Here is a 20021-nt window from a genome sequence, read left to right on the forward strand (position 1 = left end):
GGGCTCCTTGAGTTTTGCGATAAGGTTTCAACCGAGCTAACGGTCTTTGAATTCTGGAGTTCTTTTTTCCGAGAACGCTTTCATCGCCTCGGGAAAGTCATGCGCGCACAGCAAAACGCTTTGGGCATCGCGCTCGATATCCAGCGCCTCGAGATAGCTGCACTCGGCTGCGGCGCGCATCACACGCTTGGCGGTCTGAACGCCAAACATCGGGTGCGTTGCAATCTCGCGGGCAATTTCCAACGCCCGTACCTCGACCTGGTTGGCCGGCACGCATTCTTCGACAACGCGCAGGTCCCTAGCGGTGCGTCCGTCGATCTCGCGGCCCGTGAGCACCAGCATCCGCGCCACCCCCGCACCGGCACGCTGTTGAAGCAGCCAGCTTGATCCCGTGTCAGGACAGCCGCCGACGCGCGCAAAAACTTCGCACAGCCGGGCATCTTCGGCAGCAACGACAATGTCCGCCGACAAGGCCAGGCTTAAACCCGCGCCAAAAGCCACGCCGCATACCGCGGAAATCAGAGGTTTGCGAAACAGATAGGCCGCGCGTCCGCCATCGTGAACCAGCTCCACCATTTCCGATGTCGCCTTTGCGCCTTTCGCGATCTCAGACTGAAACCCGACAAGATCGCCGCCGCTGCTGAAATGATCGCCACCGGTCATAACAACGACACGGATCGTAGCGTCCCGTTCGGCTTCGCGCAGGAGCGCCACTAGTTCTTCGACGAACCCGATGCTGTAAGGGTTGCGTTTTGTCGGCTGAAGAAACCGCAGGATTCCGACAGGGCCATCCCTGTCCAGGCGAATAAGCTCAGTCATTCAAGCCTCCATCAGGTCCCGGTCCAGACGGGTGCTCGCTTTTCAGCAAAGGCCTTTGGGCCTTCAATCGCGTCGTTGCTGGCGTAAACCACCTCGTGCAGGCGCTTGCCCTCTTCCAGACCACCGGCACAGCCAAGATCCATGGTTGCGCGAACACTGCCTTTCGCGGCAACAACCGACAGCGGGGCCGCGCTGGCAATGCGTTTGGCAAGGTCGAAGGCCCGTGCGCGGACAGCATCGGGAGTGTCTTCGATATAGTTGGTGAACCCGTATTCGTGCAGGCGCTCGATCGGCATCAAGTCGCCGGTCAGAACTATTTCCATAAGGATGGGCTGCGGCAGCATGGACAATGCTGGCGATGCCCAAGGCGATCCACGACCGATCTTTACTTCGGTGATACCGACCTTGGTCCCCTTGAGACCGACCCGCAGATCGCAATTCAAAGTCAGCATCATTCCGCCCGCCATCAGCGACCCCGTCATCGCCGCGATGATCGGTTTCTTGCAGGCGCGCATTGTCTCGTGAAACGGGTCGCGCATCTTGGTCAGAATATCGACGCCCTCGTCGCGTGCGATTTTTGTGGCTTCCTTCAGATCCAGTCCGGCGCTGAACACGCCACAATCGGCCGAAGTCAGAATGGCCACACGAACGCTGTCATCCGCCTCGATCTTTTCCCAAGCATCGGTCAGCCCGTTCGTAGCCGCCACGGAAAGTGCGTTTTTGCGTTCGGGCCGGTTAATACAGACGGTTGCAATTCCGTCTTCGATCTTCACGTCAATGGGGCTCATGATACCTGCTTCGCTTTCTCGGGACAATCTAACTGCGGAAAGCTTCCCCGCGACGTGTCTGCCGCGGGGAAGCCCAGTCTTATTCGACGGTGAAAGTCGCCGAGCTGTGCTTGATGACATCCCAAACAACGTCGAGATAGTCGGCGCTCCAGTCGGTCAGCGGAACCCAGGTTTCGCCATTCCACTGTTCGACCCGGGTCTTGCCACCACCTCCGTGGTCTTTGTCGGTCACTGTAACCGGGGCCATGATGCCGTTTCCATCGAAGTTCTCGATCGATTCAAAGGCATTCTTCATGGTTTCCGGTGTGATCGGCCAACCGTTTTCGGTAATCGCAATACGCGCAGCTTCGAAACCGGCCGAGTAGATCGCCATGCCCGTATTGTAGTACACGTCGCGCACGAGGCTCTCGGGTCCGCTGCCCTTGCCATTGGCATAGTAGGTGTCCAGCATCGTCTTGACGATCGGAACTTCCTGGCCACCGGCCACGTTCGTCCCGCGCAGGATGCCTTTCGCCTCTTCCGCGCCGATATTGGCGATATCGACTTCGTTCAGCCAGTTCACCGACAGATAGCGGTCGATCGGGAAACGGTTGCGGCGCATTTCCTTCGAGGCGACCACATGTCCGCCCGCCAGTAGCCAGCTGATCACATAGTCGGGCTTGTCGCGGCGGATTTTGCTCCATGCGCCGGCTTGATCCGACCCGGGAAGCGGTACGGGATACAGCTCCAACTCGAACCCTTCCTTTTCGGAAAGCGTTTTCAGGATCTCGATCGGTTCCTGGCCAAAGGGATAATCCAGATAGATGAACCCGATCTTCGCCTTGCTCAAGTCACCGCCCATCTGACCCTTGATGAAGGCAACGTCATTTGCCGCCTGCTGCCAGTACGTCGGACCGACCGGGAAAACCCATTCGAACACTTCGCCGTCCACCGCGTCACCGCGGCCAACGAAAGACTGCATCAGTACGTTACCGTCCTTCATGGCACGCGGCAAAACCGCGTTCGTGACCGGCGTGGACAGAAAATTGAAAAGGAAAACGCCTTCGCGCTTGAGCTGCTCATAGCATTCCACGCCACGCTGCGGTTCGTTGCCGTGATCGCGAATGATGACTTCAACCGGATGCCCTTCAATACCACCGTTTTCGTTGGTGTACATCGCGAGATCCTGCGCGGCCTGGGCCACCTGCGGCGAAATGAACGTGTAGGATTTACTGAGGTCGAAGCAGAGTCCGAAGCGGATCGGCTCCTTGTCCTGCGCTGAGGCCACAGTCGCGCTTGCAGCCAGCGCAGTAGCAAGGACCACTGCCTTAATGTGCTGTTTGACTTTCATGTTTTCTCTCTCCCGTTTCTAGGGTTTAGGGCGATGATACCGTTTCGTAAGCGCCGCTGCCGCCCTGCGTAGCGTCACCCTTCCTGCTACCTGTCTTTCACTGCTCGTATTTTGAGGAACTTTCTTTCACCACGTCCCACACGACGTCCGTGTACTCAGAGATCCAGTCGGTTTGCGGCACCCAAGTCTCCCCGTCCCACATCTCGATCCGGGTCTTACCGCCGCCGCCATGATCTTCGGCCGTCACCGTAATGGGGGCCATCAGCCCGTTCGCGTCGTATCCCTCAAGAGATTCCAGTCCGGCTTTGTAGGACTCCGCGGTTATCGGAAGGCCTTCCTGTTCTGCCGCCCTGCGCGCGGCTTCGAACATGATTGAATACATCGCCAGACCGGTGTTGTAGAAAACGTCCTGCGTCTTCTCGATCGGGCCGGACCCCTCGCCCTTGTCATAAAGCTCGGACATGATTTCCTGATACAGGGCAATATCCTGACCGCCCACGACATTGGTACCGCGCTTGATACCCTTGGCGGCCTCTTCACCGATGTTGGCGATATCGACTTCGTTCAACCAGTTGACCGAGATGTACTTGTCCATCGGAATGCGATTGCGCTGCATCTCCTTCGACGCAACCACATGCGCACCGCCCAACATCCAGACGATTACATGATCGGGCTTGTCGCGGCGCACCTTGGACCACACACCGGCCTGGTCACTGCCCGGAAGCGGCACGGGGTACAGCTCAAGCTCGAAACCCTCTTTTTCGGACAAGGTTTCCAGGATCTCGATCGGCTCCTGTCCGAAAGGGTAATCGAAATACACAAACCCCACCTTCACGTCCGACAAGTCGCCATCATGCAATTGCTTTATGTAGGCAACATCATTGGCCGCCTGTCCCCAATAGGTCGGTCCGACCGGATAGACCCATTCGAAAACGGTGCCGTCAACGGCATCGCCTCGGCCGACAAGCGACTGCATCAGGATACGCCCGTCTTCCATGGCCCGCGGCAGGATAGCCAGAGAGACCGGAGTGGACAGGGTATCGAAGACGAATACACCCTCGCGGCTGAGCTTGGAGTAGCACTCGATTCCGCGCTGCGGTTCGTTCCCGTGGTCACGCACGATGACTTCGACCGGTTCCCCACCGATGCCGCCCTTCATGTTGATGAGCTTGGCAAGGTCCATCGCGGCCTGCGAAACCTGCGGCGTGGCAAAGGTATAGGCCTTGCTGAGATCGTAGCAGATGCCGATCTTGAATGGCTCAGCCAGCGTCTGGGTGCCAAACATTGCTCCGCCGAACATTGATAATACGGCCAACGCTTTGGTACGTTTCTTCATTTGTTCCTCCCTGAACAACTTCTGATTAGTACCTCAACTCAACCAACGTTTGCGTCGGCTGTAGTGCTTGACGTTGTGAAAATCGGTCTCTCCGCCGCCTAGATAGAACTCCTGAATGTCGGAGTTAGATTTGAGCGCCTCGGCGGTGCCGTGCATAACAACGCGGCCGTTTTCGATAAGGTACCCTTGCGAAACGATTTCCAGAGCCGCCAAGGCGTTCTGTTCCACCAGCAGGACGGACAGGCCCTCATCCTTATTGATCTTTTGCAAGATGCCGAAGATTTCCTCGACCAGGAACGGAGCAAGCCCGAGACTTGGTTCATCAAGCATCAACAGCTTCGGCTGGGTCACGAGGGCCCGCCCAATGGCAAGCATCTGTTGCTCACCACCCGACAAATAGCCTGCTTGCGAATTCTTGCGTTCGGCAAGCCGCGGAAAATATCCGTAGATCTTGTCCTTTTCCGCATTCAGCGTTGATCGGGACATTCCGCGCGGCGCGGCGGCGGTCAGGTTCTCGTCGGGGGTCAGGTGTTCGAAGACTCGTCGCCCTTCGATGACATGACAGATGCCCATCTCGACGCGTTTTTGCGCGAGCGCTTCGGTAATGTCCGCTCCCTGGAACGTTATCTCACCTCGGCTGATGCGTCCGCGCTCAGCCTTCAAAAGACCGCTGATCGCTTTCAACGTGGTGCTTTTCCCCGCTCCGTTCGATCCCAAGAGTGCGATCATCCCGCCTGTAGGAACCTGAACCGAAACACCTTTGATCGCCAGCATTACATTGTCGTACAGCACCTCGACACTGTTCATGGACAGAATGTTCTGGGCTTCAACTTTCTCTTGCATCGTCAATTCCCTTATTTCTTGAACTGATCGAAGGGCCAGACCATCAGGTAGTCTCTGATGTTGCCGTAGAGTTTTCCCAAACCGAGTGGTTCGATCAGAAGGATAATGACGATCAGTGCGCCATAGACTGCGTTCGGGATGTGAGCGAGCGTTTCAACGTTGATCTGCATGCCAATCCATTCACTCAGCGTGACGACGAGACCGTTCACGATACCCGGAACAAGAAGGATCAGGGCAACCCCAAAATAGGATCCGATGATGCTGCCAAGACCTCCAACGATCACCATCGCAAGAACCTGGATCGAAACGGCAACCGAGAATTGCTCGGGTGCGGCGAGAAAGAAAAAGGTGGCAACAAGCAACGCACCGCTGACGCCCGCGATGAACGACGAAGTCGCGAATGCGAGAATTTTGTAGTAGAAACTGTTCACACCCAGGATCGCGGCGGCAAAATCTTTTTCACGGACAGCGACCAAAGCGCGACCGAGTCCAGTACGCTTGAGATTAAGCATGAAGATCGTCACCAAGACACACCAGCCGAAGGCGACATAGTAGAAGCCAGTATCAGTGGTAATCTCTTGCCCGAGCAGCGCCAATGTCGGTGACTGGAGCGACGCGTGTGAGCCCCCCGAGATCGCCGGAGAGTGGGTCAGAACCCAGTCCATCACAAATTGCATCGCAAGAGTGGTAAGGGCGAGGTACAGTCCCTTGACCCGCAAAGCGGCAAAAGCAAACAGGCTGCCGATCACGGATGACGTCAACCCGCCGATGATCAGCGCGAATTCCCACGGCACCCCGAAACGCGCGGCATGGATCGCCGAATAGGCGCCGACCGCCATGACCGCGGCATAGCCCAGGTGAAGCTGCCCCGCCCAACCTGTCACCAGGTTCAGCCCCAAAGCGGCGGCCGTCCAGATCAGCCAGGGAAGCAAGTAGCTGTTCAGGTAAAGCGACGGAATGATGAACGGCGCGGCAAGACCGATCAGAAAGATGAATGCTGTCAGATTTCTGTCGGCAGGCACCTTGAAGATACGGCTGTCCGAAACGTAGTCGGCGTGATGGACGCCAGAAAGTCTGTAAAACATCCCTTACACCCTTTCGATGTCGTGACGACCAAATAGCCCGTGCGGACGGATCATGACCGTAAGAATGAGCACGGCGGCGACGATAAGCTCACGGCTTCCGCCTCCGACAAGCGGATCGAGGAAATCAGCGCCAACGTTTTCGACGACGCCCAGGATGATGCCCGCGATCACGGCGCCAAGGATACTGTCGAGACCACCGAGAACGGCAACGGTCAGACCCTTGAGCAGCAACAGCGACAGCGCCTGATCGACACCCTGAATTCCGCCCCAGATAACGCCCGCGGCGACAGCAACAACAGATGCCAGCGCCCAGGACAGGCCAACTCCGCGTTCAACCGAGATGCCGACCGACCACGAAGCCATGTAATCATCCGCGATCGCCCGCAACTTGATCCCGGTCCGGGTTCGGAAAAACAGCATGAATGCGACAAACAAGGCGAGCGCAACACCGGCACCAACCAGATGGATGCGGCTGATGAAGATGTCGTCCAAAAACAGTGGATCATAGCTGACGCCCAATTCCATCGAACGTGACGTCCCGCCCCAAATCGCAAGCGTTGTACCCCGCAGGAAAATGTCGAGGCCGAGTGTCAGCATCAAGATCATGACAACCGGCCGACCTGCGAGACGGCGCAAAGCAACACGCTCAATGCCGAACCCAAGGCCGAACATGACAACCGCAGCCAGAGGGATGGCCAGCCACAAGGGTAAACCCACGTCGCGTGCCAGCGCCAAGACCACATAGGCCCCGACCATGGTCAACCCGCCCTGCGCCAGATTGGGCACCGAAGATGCCTTGTAAATCAGCACAAGGCCGATGGCGAATAGCGAGTACAGCAGACCCGTCAAGGCTCCGTTGATCGCAAGCTCTGATAGAAAGACCCAGTCCATTTATACCTCCCTGATGGGAAGGCTTCTTTCGACCTTCCCTACTTCCCCGGTCTCGTAAGTCACCTGCGCGCTTACATGGACCTCTTTTGAACCGTCGTAGAGCGCCGCGATCACGTCAGCATAGCGTTCCTGAACGACCTTGCGCCGTAGTTTTCGTGTCCGTGTGATTTCACCATCGTCCGGGTCGAATTCTTTCGGCAGACTGACAAAGCGTTGCAGGCGCAATGGTTCGGTGACGGCCTTGTTGACCCGTTGGAAGGCCTCGCGAAGCAACGTCGCGACCTCTTCACGCTGAGAAAGATCGGCATATGACACGTAAGGTACGCCGTTCACTTCGGCCCAGTGCCCCACGGCCTCGAAATCCACGCAGACCATCGCCGTCAGTTCCTTCAGCCCGGCGCCGATTACGGCAGCATCCTTAATATAAGGGCTGAATTTCAACCGGTTCTCGATGTAGTTTGGCACAAACCGCTCGCCTCCGGCCGTATGCATGACCTCTGAGACGCGCCCCAGAACAACCAAGTGTCCATCTTCCTCCAAATACCCGGCATCACCTGTATGCAGCCACCCGCCCTCAAGGGCTTCGGCGGTCGCTTCGGGTTTGTTGAAGTACCCTTCGAATACGCTGTCCGAGCGTACCAGGATCTCCCCGTCCTCGGCGATGGTCACCTCGACGCCGGGCGCGGGTTTGCCGACGGTATGAAGGCGCACTTCACCCGGAGACTGAATTGCATTGATCGCGCTGTTTTCGGTTTGGCCATAGAGTTGGCGCAATTTGATTCCCAAGGATCGGTAGAAAACAAAGGTGTCTTCGCCGATCGCTTCGCCGCCGGTGAACGCGTTCTTGAGGCGGCTCATTCCGAACTGGTCCTTGATCGGTCCGAAAATGATTGCCTCGCCCAAAAGTCGGCCCAAAGGCTCCAATATACCACCGCTTTTTCCGTTCAGCTTGCGTGTCTCAGCGGCGATGGCCCGATCCATGAAAAAATGGTACAGCCATTTCTTTAAAGGGGACGAATTTTCGATACCCACCTGGATTGTCGTCAGCATCTGGTCCCAGCTTCTCGGAGCCGCCAGATAGAAGGTCGGAGCGATCTCGCGCATGTCGCGCACGACCGTTTCCTGGCGCTCAGGCACATTCACGGTGAAACGCCAAAGGAGTGCCGCGGCAACGGTTATGGCGTAGTCTCCCACCCAGGCCATCGGCAAGTACGCGAGGATCTCCTCATTTTCGTCGAAGGCACCCGCCGCATGTCCATTCCGAGCAGCAGCAAGAACGTTCTTCTGACTCAGTACGATGCCCTTCGGCGCGCCCGTCGTTCCGGAGGAGTGCAGAAAAATGGCCGGATCTTCCGGCTTCGCACGACTAAGCAGTTCCTCACGCAGGCCCGGGGTTTCGTTCAGATCGTGCTGACCAACTTCGATCAGGTGATCCCAGGACAACAGCCCTTCAACCTCGTAGAAGCCAAGACCGCGCGCTTCATCATAAATGATGTGGTCGATGCCCTCGGCGCCCGCGTCCTTCAGTTCCAGGATCTTGTCAACCTGTTCCTGATCTTCCGCAATGGCCGCGACGATCTCGACTTCGCCAAGAAAGTGCCTTAGTTCCTCAAGAGTTGCGCCCGGATAAGCGGGCATGGCGTAGGCACCAAGCAACGAAACAGCCAGCATGCCGCCATAGAGCCGCGCACGGTTATCGCCCAGAACAAGCACTGCTTTGCCAGGCTTCACGCCGATTTTTTCAAGCCCAGCCGCACAGGCCACCACCTCTTGGGCGTATTCCGCCCAGGTGGTTTCTTTCCATATCCCACGCTCTTTTTCGCGACGGGCGATATCCTTTCCGTGGAGCGACGCGTTCTTCGCCAGAAGTGCACCAATCGTTTCGCCGCCTGAAGACCGGTTCTTCGTAAAATCAGTCATGCGACCCTCCGATATATGCCTCGATGACCCGCGGGTCCTTCACAACCTCCTTGGGGATGCCACTGGCGATCATTTCACCGTAGTTCAGTGCCAGCATCCGATCACAAATGCCGGTGATGACATCCATATGGTGTTCGATCAGCAGAACGCTGACGCCGCGTTCGGCACGGGCATCCAGAATGAAACGGGACATATACCCTTTCTCTTCCTGGTTCATGCCGGCCATCGGTTCATCGAGAATCAGCATCTGTGGCTCGGCCACCAATGCCCGCGCCAGCTCGACCCGCTTTTTCAACCCGATCGGAAGACCATCGACCAACTCATGCCGAATGCTCTCGAGCTGTAGAAACTCGATCACCTCCTCGACGATTTTACGGTTCTCGATTTCTTCACGCTGTGCTGCCCACCAATATAGCGCCGTACGCAAAACGCCTGGGCTCATGTGGATGTGCCGCCCGAGCAGGATGTTGTCCAGAACGCTCATCCCGTTGAACAGGGCAAGATTTTGGAACGTTCTGGCAACGCCGAGCTTGGCAACCTTGTGAGGCGCCGTACCCGTAATGTCGTTTCCTGCCAGCCGGACCCTGCCCTCGTTTGGCGGGTAAAATCCGGTAATTGCGTTTGTTAGCGTTGTCTTGCCGCTGCCATTCGGACCGACAAGTCCAAAGATTTCCCCTTGTCGAATAACGAGGTCAACACCGGTGACAGCGACGATGCCGCCGAACCGTCGTTCGACCCCGCTGCACTCCAGTATCGCCCCATCATCGGCTCCGATTGCTGTGTTAATCCTTGTCGTCATCTAGATATCATTGTCCCCCTAAGGTTCACGGCCAACATCAGGTAATCCGGAAGTAGTCCGGCCGCCCCGTTGGCCATGGATCCCCCCACAATTGCTGCCCACCGTCGATGTTCAGAACTTCTCCGGTTACGAATTTCCCTGAATTCGCCGCCATATAGACAACCCCTTCAGCGACATCCCATTCGTCCCCGGCGTGCCGCATCGGGTTGGAGTCCTGAAAGGTCGCAGAACCCTCCGGAGGGTAGTTCCCGAAACCGTTGCTTTCGCAGCAACCCGGCGCCACGCAGTTCACTCGGATACCGTGCGGGGCCCACTCCACCGCAACCGACTTGGACAGGTAAACTACCCCTGCCCGGGCCGCACAGGTATGCGCGATGCCGGGCATGCCGCGCCAGATATCGGCCACGATGTTGACGATGGAGCCCGATTGCTTGTTGGCAACCCAGTGGCGCGCCGTGGATTGCATCATCCACCACGTGCCGTTCAGGTTGGTGTCTATGACCGCATTCCAGCCCTTTGGACTAAACTCCAACGCTGCTTGCGGAAACTGACCCCCAGCATTGTTCACCAATACGTCAATCGCCCCGAACTCCTGGTTCGTCTTGGCGACAAAATCCTCGACCTGCTCAGGCTCCCGGATGGTCATAGGCACAGCGAAAACTTCGCCCCCGAAACTTTCAAGAAACTCCTTGGCCAAAGCCAGTTTCTCTTCGTTGCGTCCATTGATCGCCAGATTGGCCCCGAGCCTTGCGAACAAGGTCGCAATTGCCAGCCCCAATCCGCCTCCGGCCCCGGTCACCACAACGACTTTGCCGGTGAATAAACCGCTTGCGTAAACGGTTGCACGTTTTGATAGGTCCTCCCTCGAAGACCCAAACTGCGTCTTATTCATGACGCCTCCTCCCATTCCCCATTAGGGGCAGCTGCCAGTAATCTAACGGGCGTTAGAAAATTGGTCAAGACAACTTTTCCCACCAGCCCCGCCCGTTATCTCCGATCAGTAAGACTTTGGAAGTCCAAGGGCTTTTTCTGCTATGAACGACAGAAGCATCTGCGGTGTCACCGGTACGATGCGGAACAGCAGAGCTTCACGTACCAGTCGCTCCACGTGATATTCCTTAGCATATCCGAATCCGCCAAACGTAATTTGCGCGGCTTCGGTCGCCTCGACCGCGGCGTCGGCGGCCAAAAGCTTGGCGGCGTTCGCCTCGACGCCGCAGGGTTCTCCCGCATCGTAGAGGGCTGCAGCGTGCATCACCATGAGATTGGCAGATTCCACTCGCGCCCAGGCTTTGGCGAGTGGATGCTGAACACCCTGATTTTGGCCGATCGGGCGGTCAAAAATCACACGTTCGTTTGCATAATGCGCCGCTCGCGCCAGTGCGTTGCGCGCAATACCGATGCATTCACCGGCCACCAGGATGCGTTCGGGATTCAACCCGTGCAAAATTTGCCTAAAGCCTTTGCCCTCCTCCCCGATCAGGTCCTCAGCCGGAATCGGCAATCCATCGATGAAGACTTCGTTCGAATCGACAGCCTTTCGACCCATCTTTTCGATCTCTCGCACGTCAACGAAATTTCGGTCGAGATCTGTATAGAACAGGCTCAGCCCTTCGGTCGGGCTGCTCACATCCTCAAGCCGCGTTGTTCTGGCCAGAAGCAACATCTTGTCTGCCACCTGCGCGGTAGAAATCCAGACTTTTTGTCCGTGCACGACATATCTGTCCCCCCGCCGCACCGCCATGGTCTTCAGCTTTGTGGTATCCAGCCCCGTCGTCGGTTCGGTCACGGCGAAACAGGCCTTTTCATCGCCTGCTATTAGAGGGCCAAGCATACGCGCGCGCTGCTCATCGGTCCCAAACTTCACCACCGGGTTGAGCCCGAAAATGTTCATGTGGATGGCCGAGGCTCCGCTTGCGCCGGCCCCCGACTCGGCGATTGCCTGCATCATTATGGTCGCCTCGGTGATCCCCAGACCAGCGCCGCCGACAGCTTCTGGCATGGCGATACCCAGCCAGGCGCCATCGGCCATTGCCCTGTGCAGTTCATGGGGAAAACCACCGTTGCGATCCCGATCCAGCCAATAGTCGTCGTCGAACCTTGCGCAAATCCGCAGAACCTGGTCGCGAATCTCTTGTTGGTCGGCGGTCAATCGAAATGTCATAGCGCGCGCCCTCTTTCCAATCTTACGAGCCCAGCCTCACATAGGGCAGCGATCCGCTCATCGTCAAAACCAAGATCACGCAGAATGCTTTGGCTGTCTGCGCCAGGCGGTCGTCCCAGCCAACGAAGCTGACCGGGCGTCGCGCTGAGATGAGGGACCGGACCAATGACCTGAGTCTGTTCGCCAGCGACCGACACGATATCCCCGCGATGGCGTATCTGCTCGTTCGTCGCGATTTCCTCGACACTCAACACACGCGAGGCAACGGCATCATGGCGGGCGAATACCGCCTCCACTTCCTTAGCCGTGTGCTGCGTGACGAAATCATTGATCGCGTCAAAGACCACCGTCATGTGCTGCGACATCTCGCCGAGTGTCGCAAACCGCGGATCATCGGCAAGGGCGTCCCCGCCGACTGCCCGCAACAGTCGGTGCGCGGTTTCCGCGCTCCCTGCGGAAACGGTCAGCCACACCCCATCGGACGTTCGGAACATCCCCCCCGGAGCAAAGTCCATCGGCTGGCGCAGCCCATTGCGCCGCGGCGAGAGGTTCGCGCCCGTCAATGCGGGAACAGGATAGTCCATCAACCGAAGCAACGCCTCGAACACCGCAAGATCGACGACCTGACCGCGTGCAATGCCCTTTTCGCGAGCAAATAGCGCGATCATGATTCCCAAAGCGCCCATCAGCCCTGTCGTGCTGTCGGCCGCCGGAAAGCCGGGGTGCATCGGCGGCCCGTCGGGAAAACCGGTCAGATGCGCTAATCCACTCATGGCCTCCGCAGCACGCCCAAACGCTGGCACGTCGCGCATCGGACCGTCCTGTCCGTAACCTGAAACCCGCAAGACAACCAAGTCCGGGTTCCAATCGTGCAAGACGTCTGGCCCAACACCGGCACGTTCCAGCACACCCGGTCGGAAATTTTCGATCAGCACGTCGGCATCTTCGACCAACTTTCGCAGGATGTCCCGGCCCTCGTCGGACTTCCAGTCCAGGCCTAGTGTTTTCTTGTTACGGCCCAAAGTCTTCCACCAGACGCCCACCCCATCCTCTGCCTTGGGTCCAAGGTCGCGCATCATATCCGTCCGGTTGGGGGCTTCGATCTTGATGACATCTGCACCAAAATCCGAGAGTAAAGCTGCCGCAAGTGGTCCGGCAATTACGTGACCAAGTTCTATAATCTTCAGTTGATCAAGGGGTCCAGACATCTGCACTTTCGACTTTGCTAATTTTCTAATGGTTGTTCGATTCCTAGCAAAGGCGAAGTCGGACCTCAAGATTCAAAGGTAATCACTTCCCCAAAAACGTAACCGCCCGGTTGTTACCGCGCATCAGTTTATCGGCGTCCAGTTCCATGAAAGCAGTTCGTTGAGCGGGTTGGTCATGTGATTGTGGATGCGGTCGAGGATTTCGGCCAGCCAGGCTTGCCGATCGTGGCCGTTCATCTTGGCTGTCTCGACAAGGGAGATCGCCCGGGACAGCGTTTCGCCACCGCTGTCGGAGCCTGCAAAAAGTCAGTTTTTTCGCCCGATGCTGATCGGGCGCATGACGCGCTCGGCGGTGGTGTCGTCGATGCCGACGCGGCCATCTCCAAGGAAGAGCTCGAATGACGGCCAGCAGCTGAGACCATAGCGGAAGGCCTTCGCGAGACCGTCCTTGCCGGGAATGCGTAGCAGTTGGGCCTCGGTCCATGCCTTGAAGGCCTAGACCATGGAGCGGGAGTGCGCCTGGCGTGCTGCCAGCCGCAGTTTCGCTGTCTTTTTTGCCCACCCGAACTATGGCCTGCCGTGCGTTCTTTCAGGCCTGTGGGACGAAGCGCTCGTCTTTGGCGGCACCGAAGTGGCTCCGACATTCGGCGGTTTTCTCGAAGGCGCGCTTGAGGCGACGGAACATGCCTACACCGTCCTTAAGACGGGTCGAGGGCGCTCAGAGAAACGCTTATAACTGCATCTGCGTTCAGGCTGTCGCTGGGGAACCTGAAGGAGCGTTTTCTTGTTTAGGCGGCTTGATCAAGAAGAACAGCGCATACAATACCGGCACCGCGACCAGTGTCAGGATCGAGGCGAACGCGAGGCCACCCATGATTGTGACAGCCATCGATGCGAAGAAGGCGTCTGATATGAGCGGAGTCATACCGAAAATCGTTGTGCCCGCAGCCAGCACGACGGGCCTCAAACGGCTGACCGAGCCATCGATTACCGCCTGATAGTCCTCGACACCTTCGGCGCGTTGCTGATCGATTTCTTCCACCAGCACAATGGCATTCTTCATCAGCATCCCGGAAAGGGACAAGAAGCCGAGAAGCGCCGTGAACGTGAACGGTAGCCCAGTGAACAGCAGACCAAGAACCATCCCCGTGACCGACATCGGAACCACGAGCCACAGGATCAGTGGCTGGCGCACTTTGTTGAACATCAGGATCGAAATTGTCAGCATTACCAGAAAGCCCAAGGGAAGCTGTTTGCCGAGACTTGCCTGCGCTTCTCCCGCGCTTTCGAACTCGCCACCCCATTCCATCGTGTAGCCTTCGGGAAGCCGAATGGCTTCGATATCAGAGCGGACACTGCGAAAGGCCTCATCTGCTGTCAGGTCGCCGCCTGCACCGCCGAGGACCGTTATCGTACGCTCACGGTCGCGGCGGTGGATAAGGGCCTCGACGAGGCGGGGCTCAAAGCCGGAGACGAGGTTGGCCATCGGCACATAGCCATTTGCACCCGGCGACCAGACGGAGAGATCGCGCAAACGATCCAGCCCGTCGCGCTCGACCTCGGGAAGCCGCAGATACATAGGGATTTCGGCATCGCCTTCGCGCAGGGTGCCGACCCGCAGGCCCGAGGTCCCGTATTGCACGGTGTCGGAAATCGATCCGCGAGTCGCACCGGCCAACCGCATGCGAGCCTCGTCGACGATGGGTTCGACGAGAATTTCGCGCTGTCGCCAGTCTGTGCGCGGGTTTGTGATCGTGCCGGCCTCGTCGAAGATCGCAAGCGCGTTATCCGATAGCTGCCGGAGGACTACCGGATCGGGTCCCGAAAAGCGAACGGCGACATCGGCCCCGGCAGGCGGACCGAAGACGATCTCCTCGACGCGGATAAGAGCATTGGGGAATTGCGCCGGCAGTTCGCGATTGAGACGCGCCGCAACATCGGGGATGAGTGTGGCATCGGTCGCACGCACGATCAGCTGACCGTAGCTCGCATCGGCCTGCTCAGGGTTGTAGGTCAGCATGAAGCGGCTGGCCCCTCGCCCGACAAGCGTTGTAACGTCCGTCACTATCTCCTCGCCTAAGATGATCGCCTCGAGCCGGGCCATTTCTTCATTCGTGGCTCGAATGTCCGTGCCCTGTGGCATCTGGAATTCGACGTAGAATATCGGGGTGTTCGACGCCGGAAAGAAAGCCTGCTTGACTTGGCCGAAGGCCATGACCGACCAGACCGTGATTCCGACGACCGTCAGGACTACGAGCACGCGGGCGCGCAGCGCCATCCAGAGGAAACCGCGATAAGCCGAATAGACTAAGCCGCGATAGGGGTCCTTGGAGGTGTCTCTTGGCGCCTTCAGAAGGAGCTTCCCAAGATAGGGTGTAACGGTTACGGCGAGGATCCAGCTCATCAGCAACGAAATCGCGATAACCGCGAAAAGCGAGAACAGGAATTCTCCGGTGGCGTCTGGCGATAGCCCAATGCCCGAAAACGCCATGATCCCGATCACGGTGGCCCCAAGCAGGGGAAACCCTGTCGCGGTCTCTGTATCGGCGGCGGCGTCTTCGGCGGACTTGCCCCGCGCCATGCCAATCAGCATGCCTTCGGCGATCACGATGGCATTGTCGACCAGCATGCCCATGGCGATGATCAAAGCCCCGAGACTGATCCGTTCCATCTCGATGCCGAAGACAGACATGAAAAACAGTGTGGAAAAAACCGTGAGGCCCAGCGTGGCACCCACGACCAAACCCGCGCGCCAACCCATGGTCAGCATCAGCGCCCCGATGACGATGGCCACGGATTGACCGAGGCCGACGAGGAAGCTCGAGACCGCTTCGTCGACGACCTTATGCTGTTCATAGATCGGTACGATCTCGACGCCGTCCGGCAATTCGGTCTTCAGCTGGTCCAGCCGTGCCTCGACCGATCTGCCGACCTCGACAACGTTGCGGTCCACGAGCGCCGAGACCCCGAGGGTGAAGGCCCGCGTGCCATTGTGACGCACGATCTGGCTCGGCCGCTCTGTCTCCTCTCGGACCACGCGAGCGATGTCGTAGAGCGCAATCTGCCCGACCTCTCCGGGGGCGCCGAGCCGCAGCGCCTCTATGCCCTCGACGCTGACATAACCCGGCGGAACGGACACGCCCAGCCGAGACAGCCCTTCGCTGATCTCGCCGTTGGAGAAAACCTGGTTTTCGTCGGCGATGATACCGAGGATCTGGTCCGGTGGCAGGCCCAGTTCGGTCAGGCGCGCCGAAGGGATCGAAATGATGATCTCCTCTTCAGCCAGCCCCTGAACCTCGATCTTGGCCACCCCGTCGACGGTGACAAGGTCGCGCCGCAGTTTAGTCGCGAGGTCTCGCTGTTCCGAGGCGCTCAACCCATCGGCCGTCACAGCGTAGAACATGCCGTAGACGTCGCCGAAATCGTCATTGATGATCGGAGACTGCGCACCGGAGGGAAGCTCTCCTTCGATGTCGCGGATACGGCGGCGCATCTCGTCCCAGACCTGCGGAATCTCGTCGGGCCCATAGGTCATCTCGATCTCGACCGTGATCTGGGCCATGCCCGGCATGGATTTCGATTCCACCCGGTCGAGCTGCTTCATCTGTTGGAGTGCGCTTTCCACGACATCGGTGACTTCCTCTTCCACCTCCATCGCCGTCGCGCCCGGATAGGGCACGAAAACGAGCGCCGTCTTGAGCGTGAAACTCGGGTCTTCGAGGCGTCCGACCGTGTTCAGCCCCCACAAACCGCCGAGAAGGCAAAAGATAATTGCCAGCCAAACGGCGACCGGACGTCGGATGCTTGCGCGGGAAATACTCATTGTCATGGTTTCGGTTTTCCGGTCCAGGATCGTTCAGAGGCCGCGAACCGCGACTGTTTCGTTTTCCTTCAGGCGCCACCACCCGCCGGACACAACCAGTTCGTCTCCGGAGAGCCCCTCAAGCACGACGATTTCGTCGTCGTTCGGCAGCCCCAGGCGGATCGTCTTACGGGACACCCGGCCGGTCCCCTCGTCATACAGCCAGATGGACGGCTCGCTCCGGCTCGTCGTGTCGATCGCCGAGACCGGGACGACTACCAACCGCGATTGCGCACCCTCCGCGGCGGCGGCTACGCGCACATTCGCCGTCATTCCGGGCAGCAATCTCGGGTCGATGGCGCCCTCGATTGCAAACTCGACGTCATAGGTTTGGGCTGTGGGGTCTGCATCGGTCACGAATTTCCGCAGATACAGAGTTGCGTCATATCCCGGCACGGCGGGGAAAGAGGCGGTTACCCTGAATGCATCGGGCTGGGCCCGTGCCATCGCGGCGAGTTCCTCGGGCAGCGAAATCCGCACCCGCATTTCACTGATGTCCTGCAACCTGGCAATCGGAGCCGCAGGGGTGACGTTCGAAAACTCCTCCAGAAAGATGCGCGCGACAATGGCGTCGAAGGGCGCGGTGATCGTGGCTTGAGCCAAGCGTCGCTCCGCTTCACGCAGGGCGACTTCTGCCTGAGCAAGCTGCGCGCGGTTCGTTTCAAGTCGGGCGTCGGTCGCCACCCCCCTCTCGGTCAGACTCAACGCACGATCGTATTCGGATTTTGCGAGGTCGAAAGAGGCCTGCGCCCGATCCACGGCCAATTCGAAATCGACTGGGTCGAGCGCGGCAATTAAATCGCCTTTCTCGACCCGAGTCCCAGCATCTACCGCGAGGTCGGAAAGCTGACCCGAAACCTGAAAGGCAATATCCACGGTCCGGGCGGGCTCCACGCGGCCTGCCAGGCTGCGCGCCCTATCGCTATCGCGAAGCTCGGCACGCGATACTTCGACCGTGACCGGTTGGGCCATGTCTTGCTCGGCGCTCCCTTGCGCATCGGCACCGGAAACCTCATCCGTAGTCTGCGCGAAGACCTTGGATGCGATGTCCGGGTTGAATTGCACGAGAAGGACAATGGCGAGAAGAAGGGCGACCAATCCAGCGGCACCTCCTCGGAAGTATCTGGTTCTATTCAAGCTCATTTATCATGTCCTTCAATCTGTCGATGGCGGCGTCTTGCTGATCGTCGTCACCATCCGCGAGGCGAAGAAGCCTCTGGAAACGAAGACCCTGGATCGCCAAAAAAAGAACCATCGCCGCAGTGTCGTCCTGCGCGTCCGAACGGATGCGCTCGACATCACGGGACAGCTCTCTTCTCAGCGGGTCCAGAAGATTCGGATCCGACGCCGAAACCGCGAGAATAGCCATCGAAAGGTCATCATCGGTGCTTACGGCTTGCAGAACTGTCTCGAGATGACCGCGCAGGGTGCGGGAACTGTGCCCTTCCGGGACCGACGCCAGACGTTCGCGGTGCTCCGCGAGCATTTCGTCGAGCAGCCCGGCCAGAAGCGCTTTCTTGGTGGGGAAGTTGTACAACACCCCACCCTTGCTGAGGCCGGATTCCCGAGCGACGGCGTCGATCGTGATCTTTCCCGCGCCTTCTCGCAGCGCAATCGCCCGCGCAGCGCCGAGAATCTTCGGCGAGGCGTTCTTCGGTTGCTTTTCCACTTGTGCAGTCACCCTGTACCGTCCGGTCGGTTAAGTCATTGGGCGAGCTAATGCGCTGCCCCGTATTTGGCAAGCGAGCTCAATCTGAAAATTTGTCTCTGTGGCCGCTACCGTAAAGTCGCAGGAATGCAGCGACCGCTTCGCGCGCATGTTGCTCGCGGTGGACAGCTCGTTTCACTGCGAGAAGGCGCGGCATAAGTAGCCCCGAAACGCAAAGGTGTATGAAGTGATCGGACGCGCGCCGGACGTCATCGACATCGAGCGCGCCTTCGCGCGTAAGGCGCTCCAGAATCCGACCGACGAGTTCGCGGGCAGGTTTCGGGCCTGCGCGAAAATAAACCTCACCCACTTCGGGCAGTGCCTCGGAGGCGCCAACGCACGTTCGCAGGAGACGGATGTAGGTGTCGTCCAAGGTGAGGTCGACCATGCGAAGGGCGAGTTCTTCCAACTGGGCGCGCGGCTCCAAAGACGCGATCAAGGGCCGGAGGATTTCGTCCGCAAGCCGACCGCATTCGGATTCAACCACGCTCAGGAACAGTTGCTCCTTGGTCGGGTAATACGAATACATGGTTGCCTTCGACACTTTTCCTTCAGCGGCAATTGCATCGACCGTGGCTCCTTCGTAACCGCATCGGAAGAAAACCTCGCGCGCACCAATCATGACGTCGGCCATTTTTCTCACGGGCATCTCGTTCTCTCTATCCCAGGCAGGACTAGGCGGTTACAAGCTTTACTGTACCGTCTAGTGAGTATAGTAGATAGAAGTTGATTTAGCAGCAAAGCGTAAAGCTGTGCGGATCTACCCCACCAAGCGCCGCTTGGCGGCTTTTTCTAGCGCCGTTTTCAATTCGTCATGAGCTTCGGGTCTGATTCTGCCTGAGTTGTTCTCGGGCGCGGGATTATCCCGCGAACAGGAGGGGTACCGTCATTCTGCCGCGCTTGCGGTCCCGACAAAGGCACCCTCGGCCTCCCAGCGGCGTGCGATCGAGCCAAGCTTGTCCAGCACGCCGCGCAGTTCCGCGCCGCGCTCAGTCAGCCCGTAGGTGACAGCGGGTGGGATGGTCATGGCCTGCTCGCGCCATACAACGCCAGCATGTTCCAGCATTCTCAGCCTCTCGGTCAGGACCCGGGTGGAAATGCCGGGCACCAAACGCTTGAGCGCGCCGAAACGCTGCGGTCCCTGCTCGGACAGAACCCAGAGTATATAGATCGTCCAAGGGCCTGTGATGACACGCAGAAGCGCCTCCATCGGGCATGAGGGGGGCTGGACGCTCTTCATCGTGGATTATCCTCGCGGTTAAAGTAAT

17 protein-coding genes and 1 pseudogene are annotated in these 20021 nt (G+C 58.5%); all 18 read right to left on the bottom strand.

Going from position 1 to position 20021, the window contains the following annotated elements; genetic code table 11:
• Positions 1-36: 36 nt before the first annotated feature.
• Positions 37-819, bottom strand: coding sequence for an enoyl-CoA hydratase/isomerase family protein (locus SM763_RS18250; RefSeq protein ID WP_136340178.1), 783 nt, complete (start codon positions 817-819; stop codon positions 37-39).
• Between the two features lie 11 nt (positions 820-830).
• Positions 831-1607 carry an enoyl-CoA hydratase/isomerase family protein gene (locus tag SM763_RS18255; protein WP_152467190.1) on the bottom strand — a complete coding sequence of 259 codons (777 nt, stop codon included), beginning with the start codon at positions 1605-1607 and terminating at the stop codon, positions 831-833.
• 79 nt (positions 1608-1686) lie between these two features.
• Positions 1687-2937, bottom strand: coding sequence for an ABC transporter substrate-binding protein (locus SM763_RS18260; RefSeq protein ID WP_152467189.1), 1251 nt, complete (start codon positions 2935-2937; stop codon positions 1687-1689).
• Positions 2938-3034: 97 nt separating this feature from the next.
• A complete protein-coding gene (locus SM763_RS18265) occupies positions 3035-4273 on the bottom strand; it encodes an ABC transporter substrate-binding protein (RefSeq protein ID WP_490363293.1) in 1239 nt (412 codons plus the stop codon).
• Between the two features lie 33 nt (positions 4274-4306).
• Positions 4307-5116, bottom strand: coding sequence for an ABC transporter ATP-binding protein (locus SM763_RS18270; RefSeq protein ID WP_152467188.1), 810 nt, complete (start codon positions 5114-5116; stop codon positions 4307-4309).
• 11 nt (positions 5117-5127) lie between these two features.
• Positions 5128-6201, bottom strand: coding sequence for a branched-chain amino acid ABC transporter permease (locus tag SM763_RS18275; RefSeq protein WP_152467187.1), 1074 nt, complete (start codon positions 6199-6201; stop codon positions 5128-5130).
• Positions 6202-6204: 3 nt separating this feature from the next.
• The gene (locus SM763_RS18280) at positions 6205-7092 is read right to left on the bottom strand and encodes a branched-chain amino acid ABC transporter permease (protein ID WP_152467186.1); all 888 of its coding nucleotides are present in this window, start codon (positions 7090-7092) and stop codon (positions 6205-6207) included.
• Positions 7093-9012, bottom strand: coding sequence for an AMP-dependent synthetase/ligase (locus SM763_RS18285; RefSeq protein ID WP_368999367.1), 1920 nt, complete (start codon positions 9010-9012; stop codon positions 7093-7095).
• The gene (locus tag SM763_RS18290; RefSeq protein ID WP_136340174.1) at positions 9005-9811 is read right to left on the bottom strand and encodes an ABC transporter ATP-binding protein; all 807 of its coding nucleotides are present in this window, start codon (positions 9809-9811) and stop codon (positions 9005-9007) included. Before SM763_RS18290 ends, SM763_RS18285 begins: the two co-directional genes overlap by 8 nt.
• 37 nt (positions 9812-9848) lie before the next feature.
• Entirely contained in the window at positions 9849-10703 is an 855-nt protein-coding gene (locus SM763_RS18295) for an SDR family oxidoreductase (RefSeq protein ID WP_028284935.1), read from the bottom strand.
• Between the two features lie 105 nt (positions 10704-10808).
• Complete coding sequence (locus SM763_RS18300) at positions 10809-11975, bottom strand: acyl-CoA dehydrogenase family protein (RefSeq protein ID WP_172975950.1); 1167 nt, start codon at positions 11973-11975, stop codon at positions 10809-10811.
• Positions 11972-13183, bottom strand: coding sequence for a CaiB/BaiF CoA transferase family protein (locus SM763_RS18305; RefSeq protein WP_152467184.1), 1212 nt, complete (start codon positions 13181-13183; stop codon positions 11972-11974). The genes SM763_RS18300 and SM763_RS18305 overlap by 4 nt, the downstream gene beginning before the upstream one ends.
• A gap of 123 nt (positions 13184-13306) precedes the next feature.
• Positions 13307-13729, bottom strand: a pseudogene (locus SM763_RS18310) (IS66 family transposase); the annotation flags it as partial.
• A gap of 202 nt (positions 13730-13931) precedes the next feature.
• Complete coding sequence (locus SM763_RS18315; RefSeq protein WP_152467182.1) at positions 13932-17012, bottom strand: efflux RND transporter permease subunit; 3081 nt, start codon at positions 17010-17012, stop codon at positions 13932-13934.
• Between the two features lie 27 nt (positions 17013-17039).
• Positions 17040-18143, bottom strand: coding sequence for an efflux RND transporter periplasmic adaptor subunit (locus tag SM763_RS18320; RefSeq protein ID WP_234163371.1), 1104 nt, complete (start codon positions 18141-18143; stop codon positions 17040-17042).
• 31 nt (positions 18144-18174) lie between these two features.
• Positions 18175-18726, bottom strand: coding sequence for a TetR/AcrR family transcriptional regulator (locus SM763_RS18325; RefSeq protein ID WP_234163372.1), 552 nt, complete (start codon positions 18724-18726; stop codon positions 18175-18177).
• A 67-nt stretch (positions 18727-18793) separates the two neighbouring features.
• The gene (locus SM763_RS18330) at positions 18794-19387 is read right to left on the bottom strand and encodes a TetR/AcrR family transcriptional regulator (protein ID WP_234163373.1); all 594 of its coding nucleotides are present in this window, start codon (positions 19385-19387) and stop codon (positions 18794-18796) included.
• A gap of 252 nt (positions 19388-19639) precedes the next feature.
• Positions 19640-19993 (bottom strand): winged helix-turn-helix transcriptional regulator, encoded by a 354-nt coding sequence (locus SM763_RS18335; RefSeq protein ID WP_229737775.1) that lies wholly within the window; start codon positions 19991-19993, stop codon positions 19640-19642.
• Positions 19994-20021 lie beyond the last annotated feature (28 nt).

The sequence above is a fragment of the Pseudophaeobacter sp. C1-32P7 genome, assembly GCF_041008775.1.
GTDB classification, from domain to species: domain Bacteria; phylum Pseudomonadota; class Alphaproteobacteria; order Rhodobacterales; family Rhodobacteraceae; genus Phycobacter; species Phycobacter gallaeciensis_A.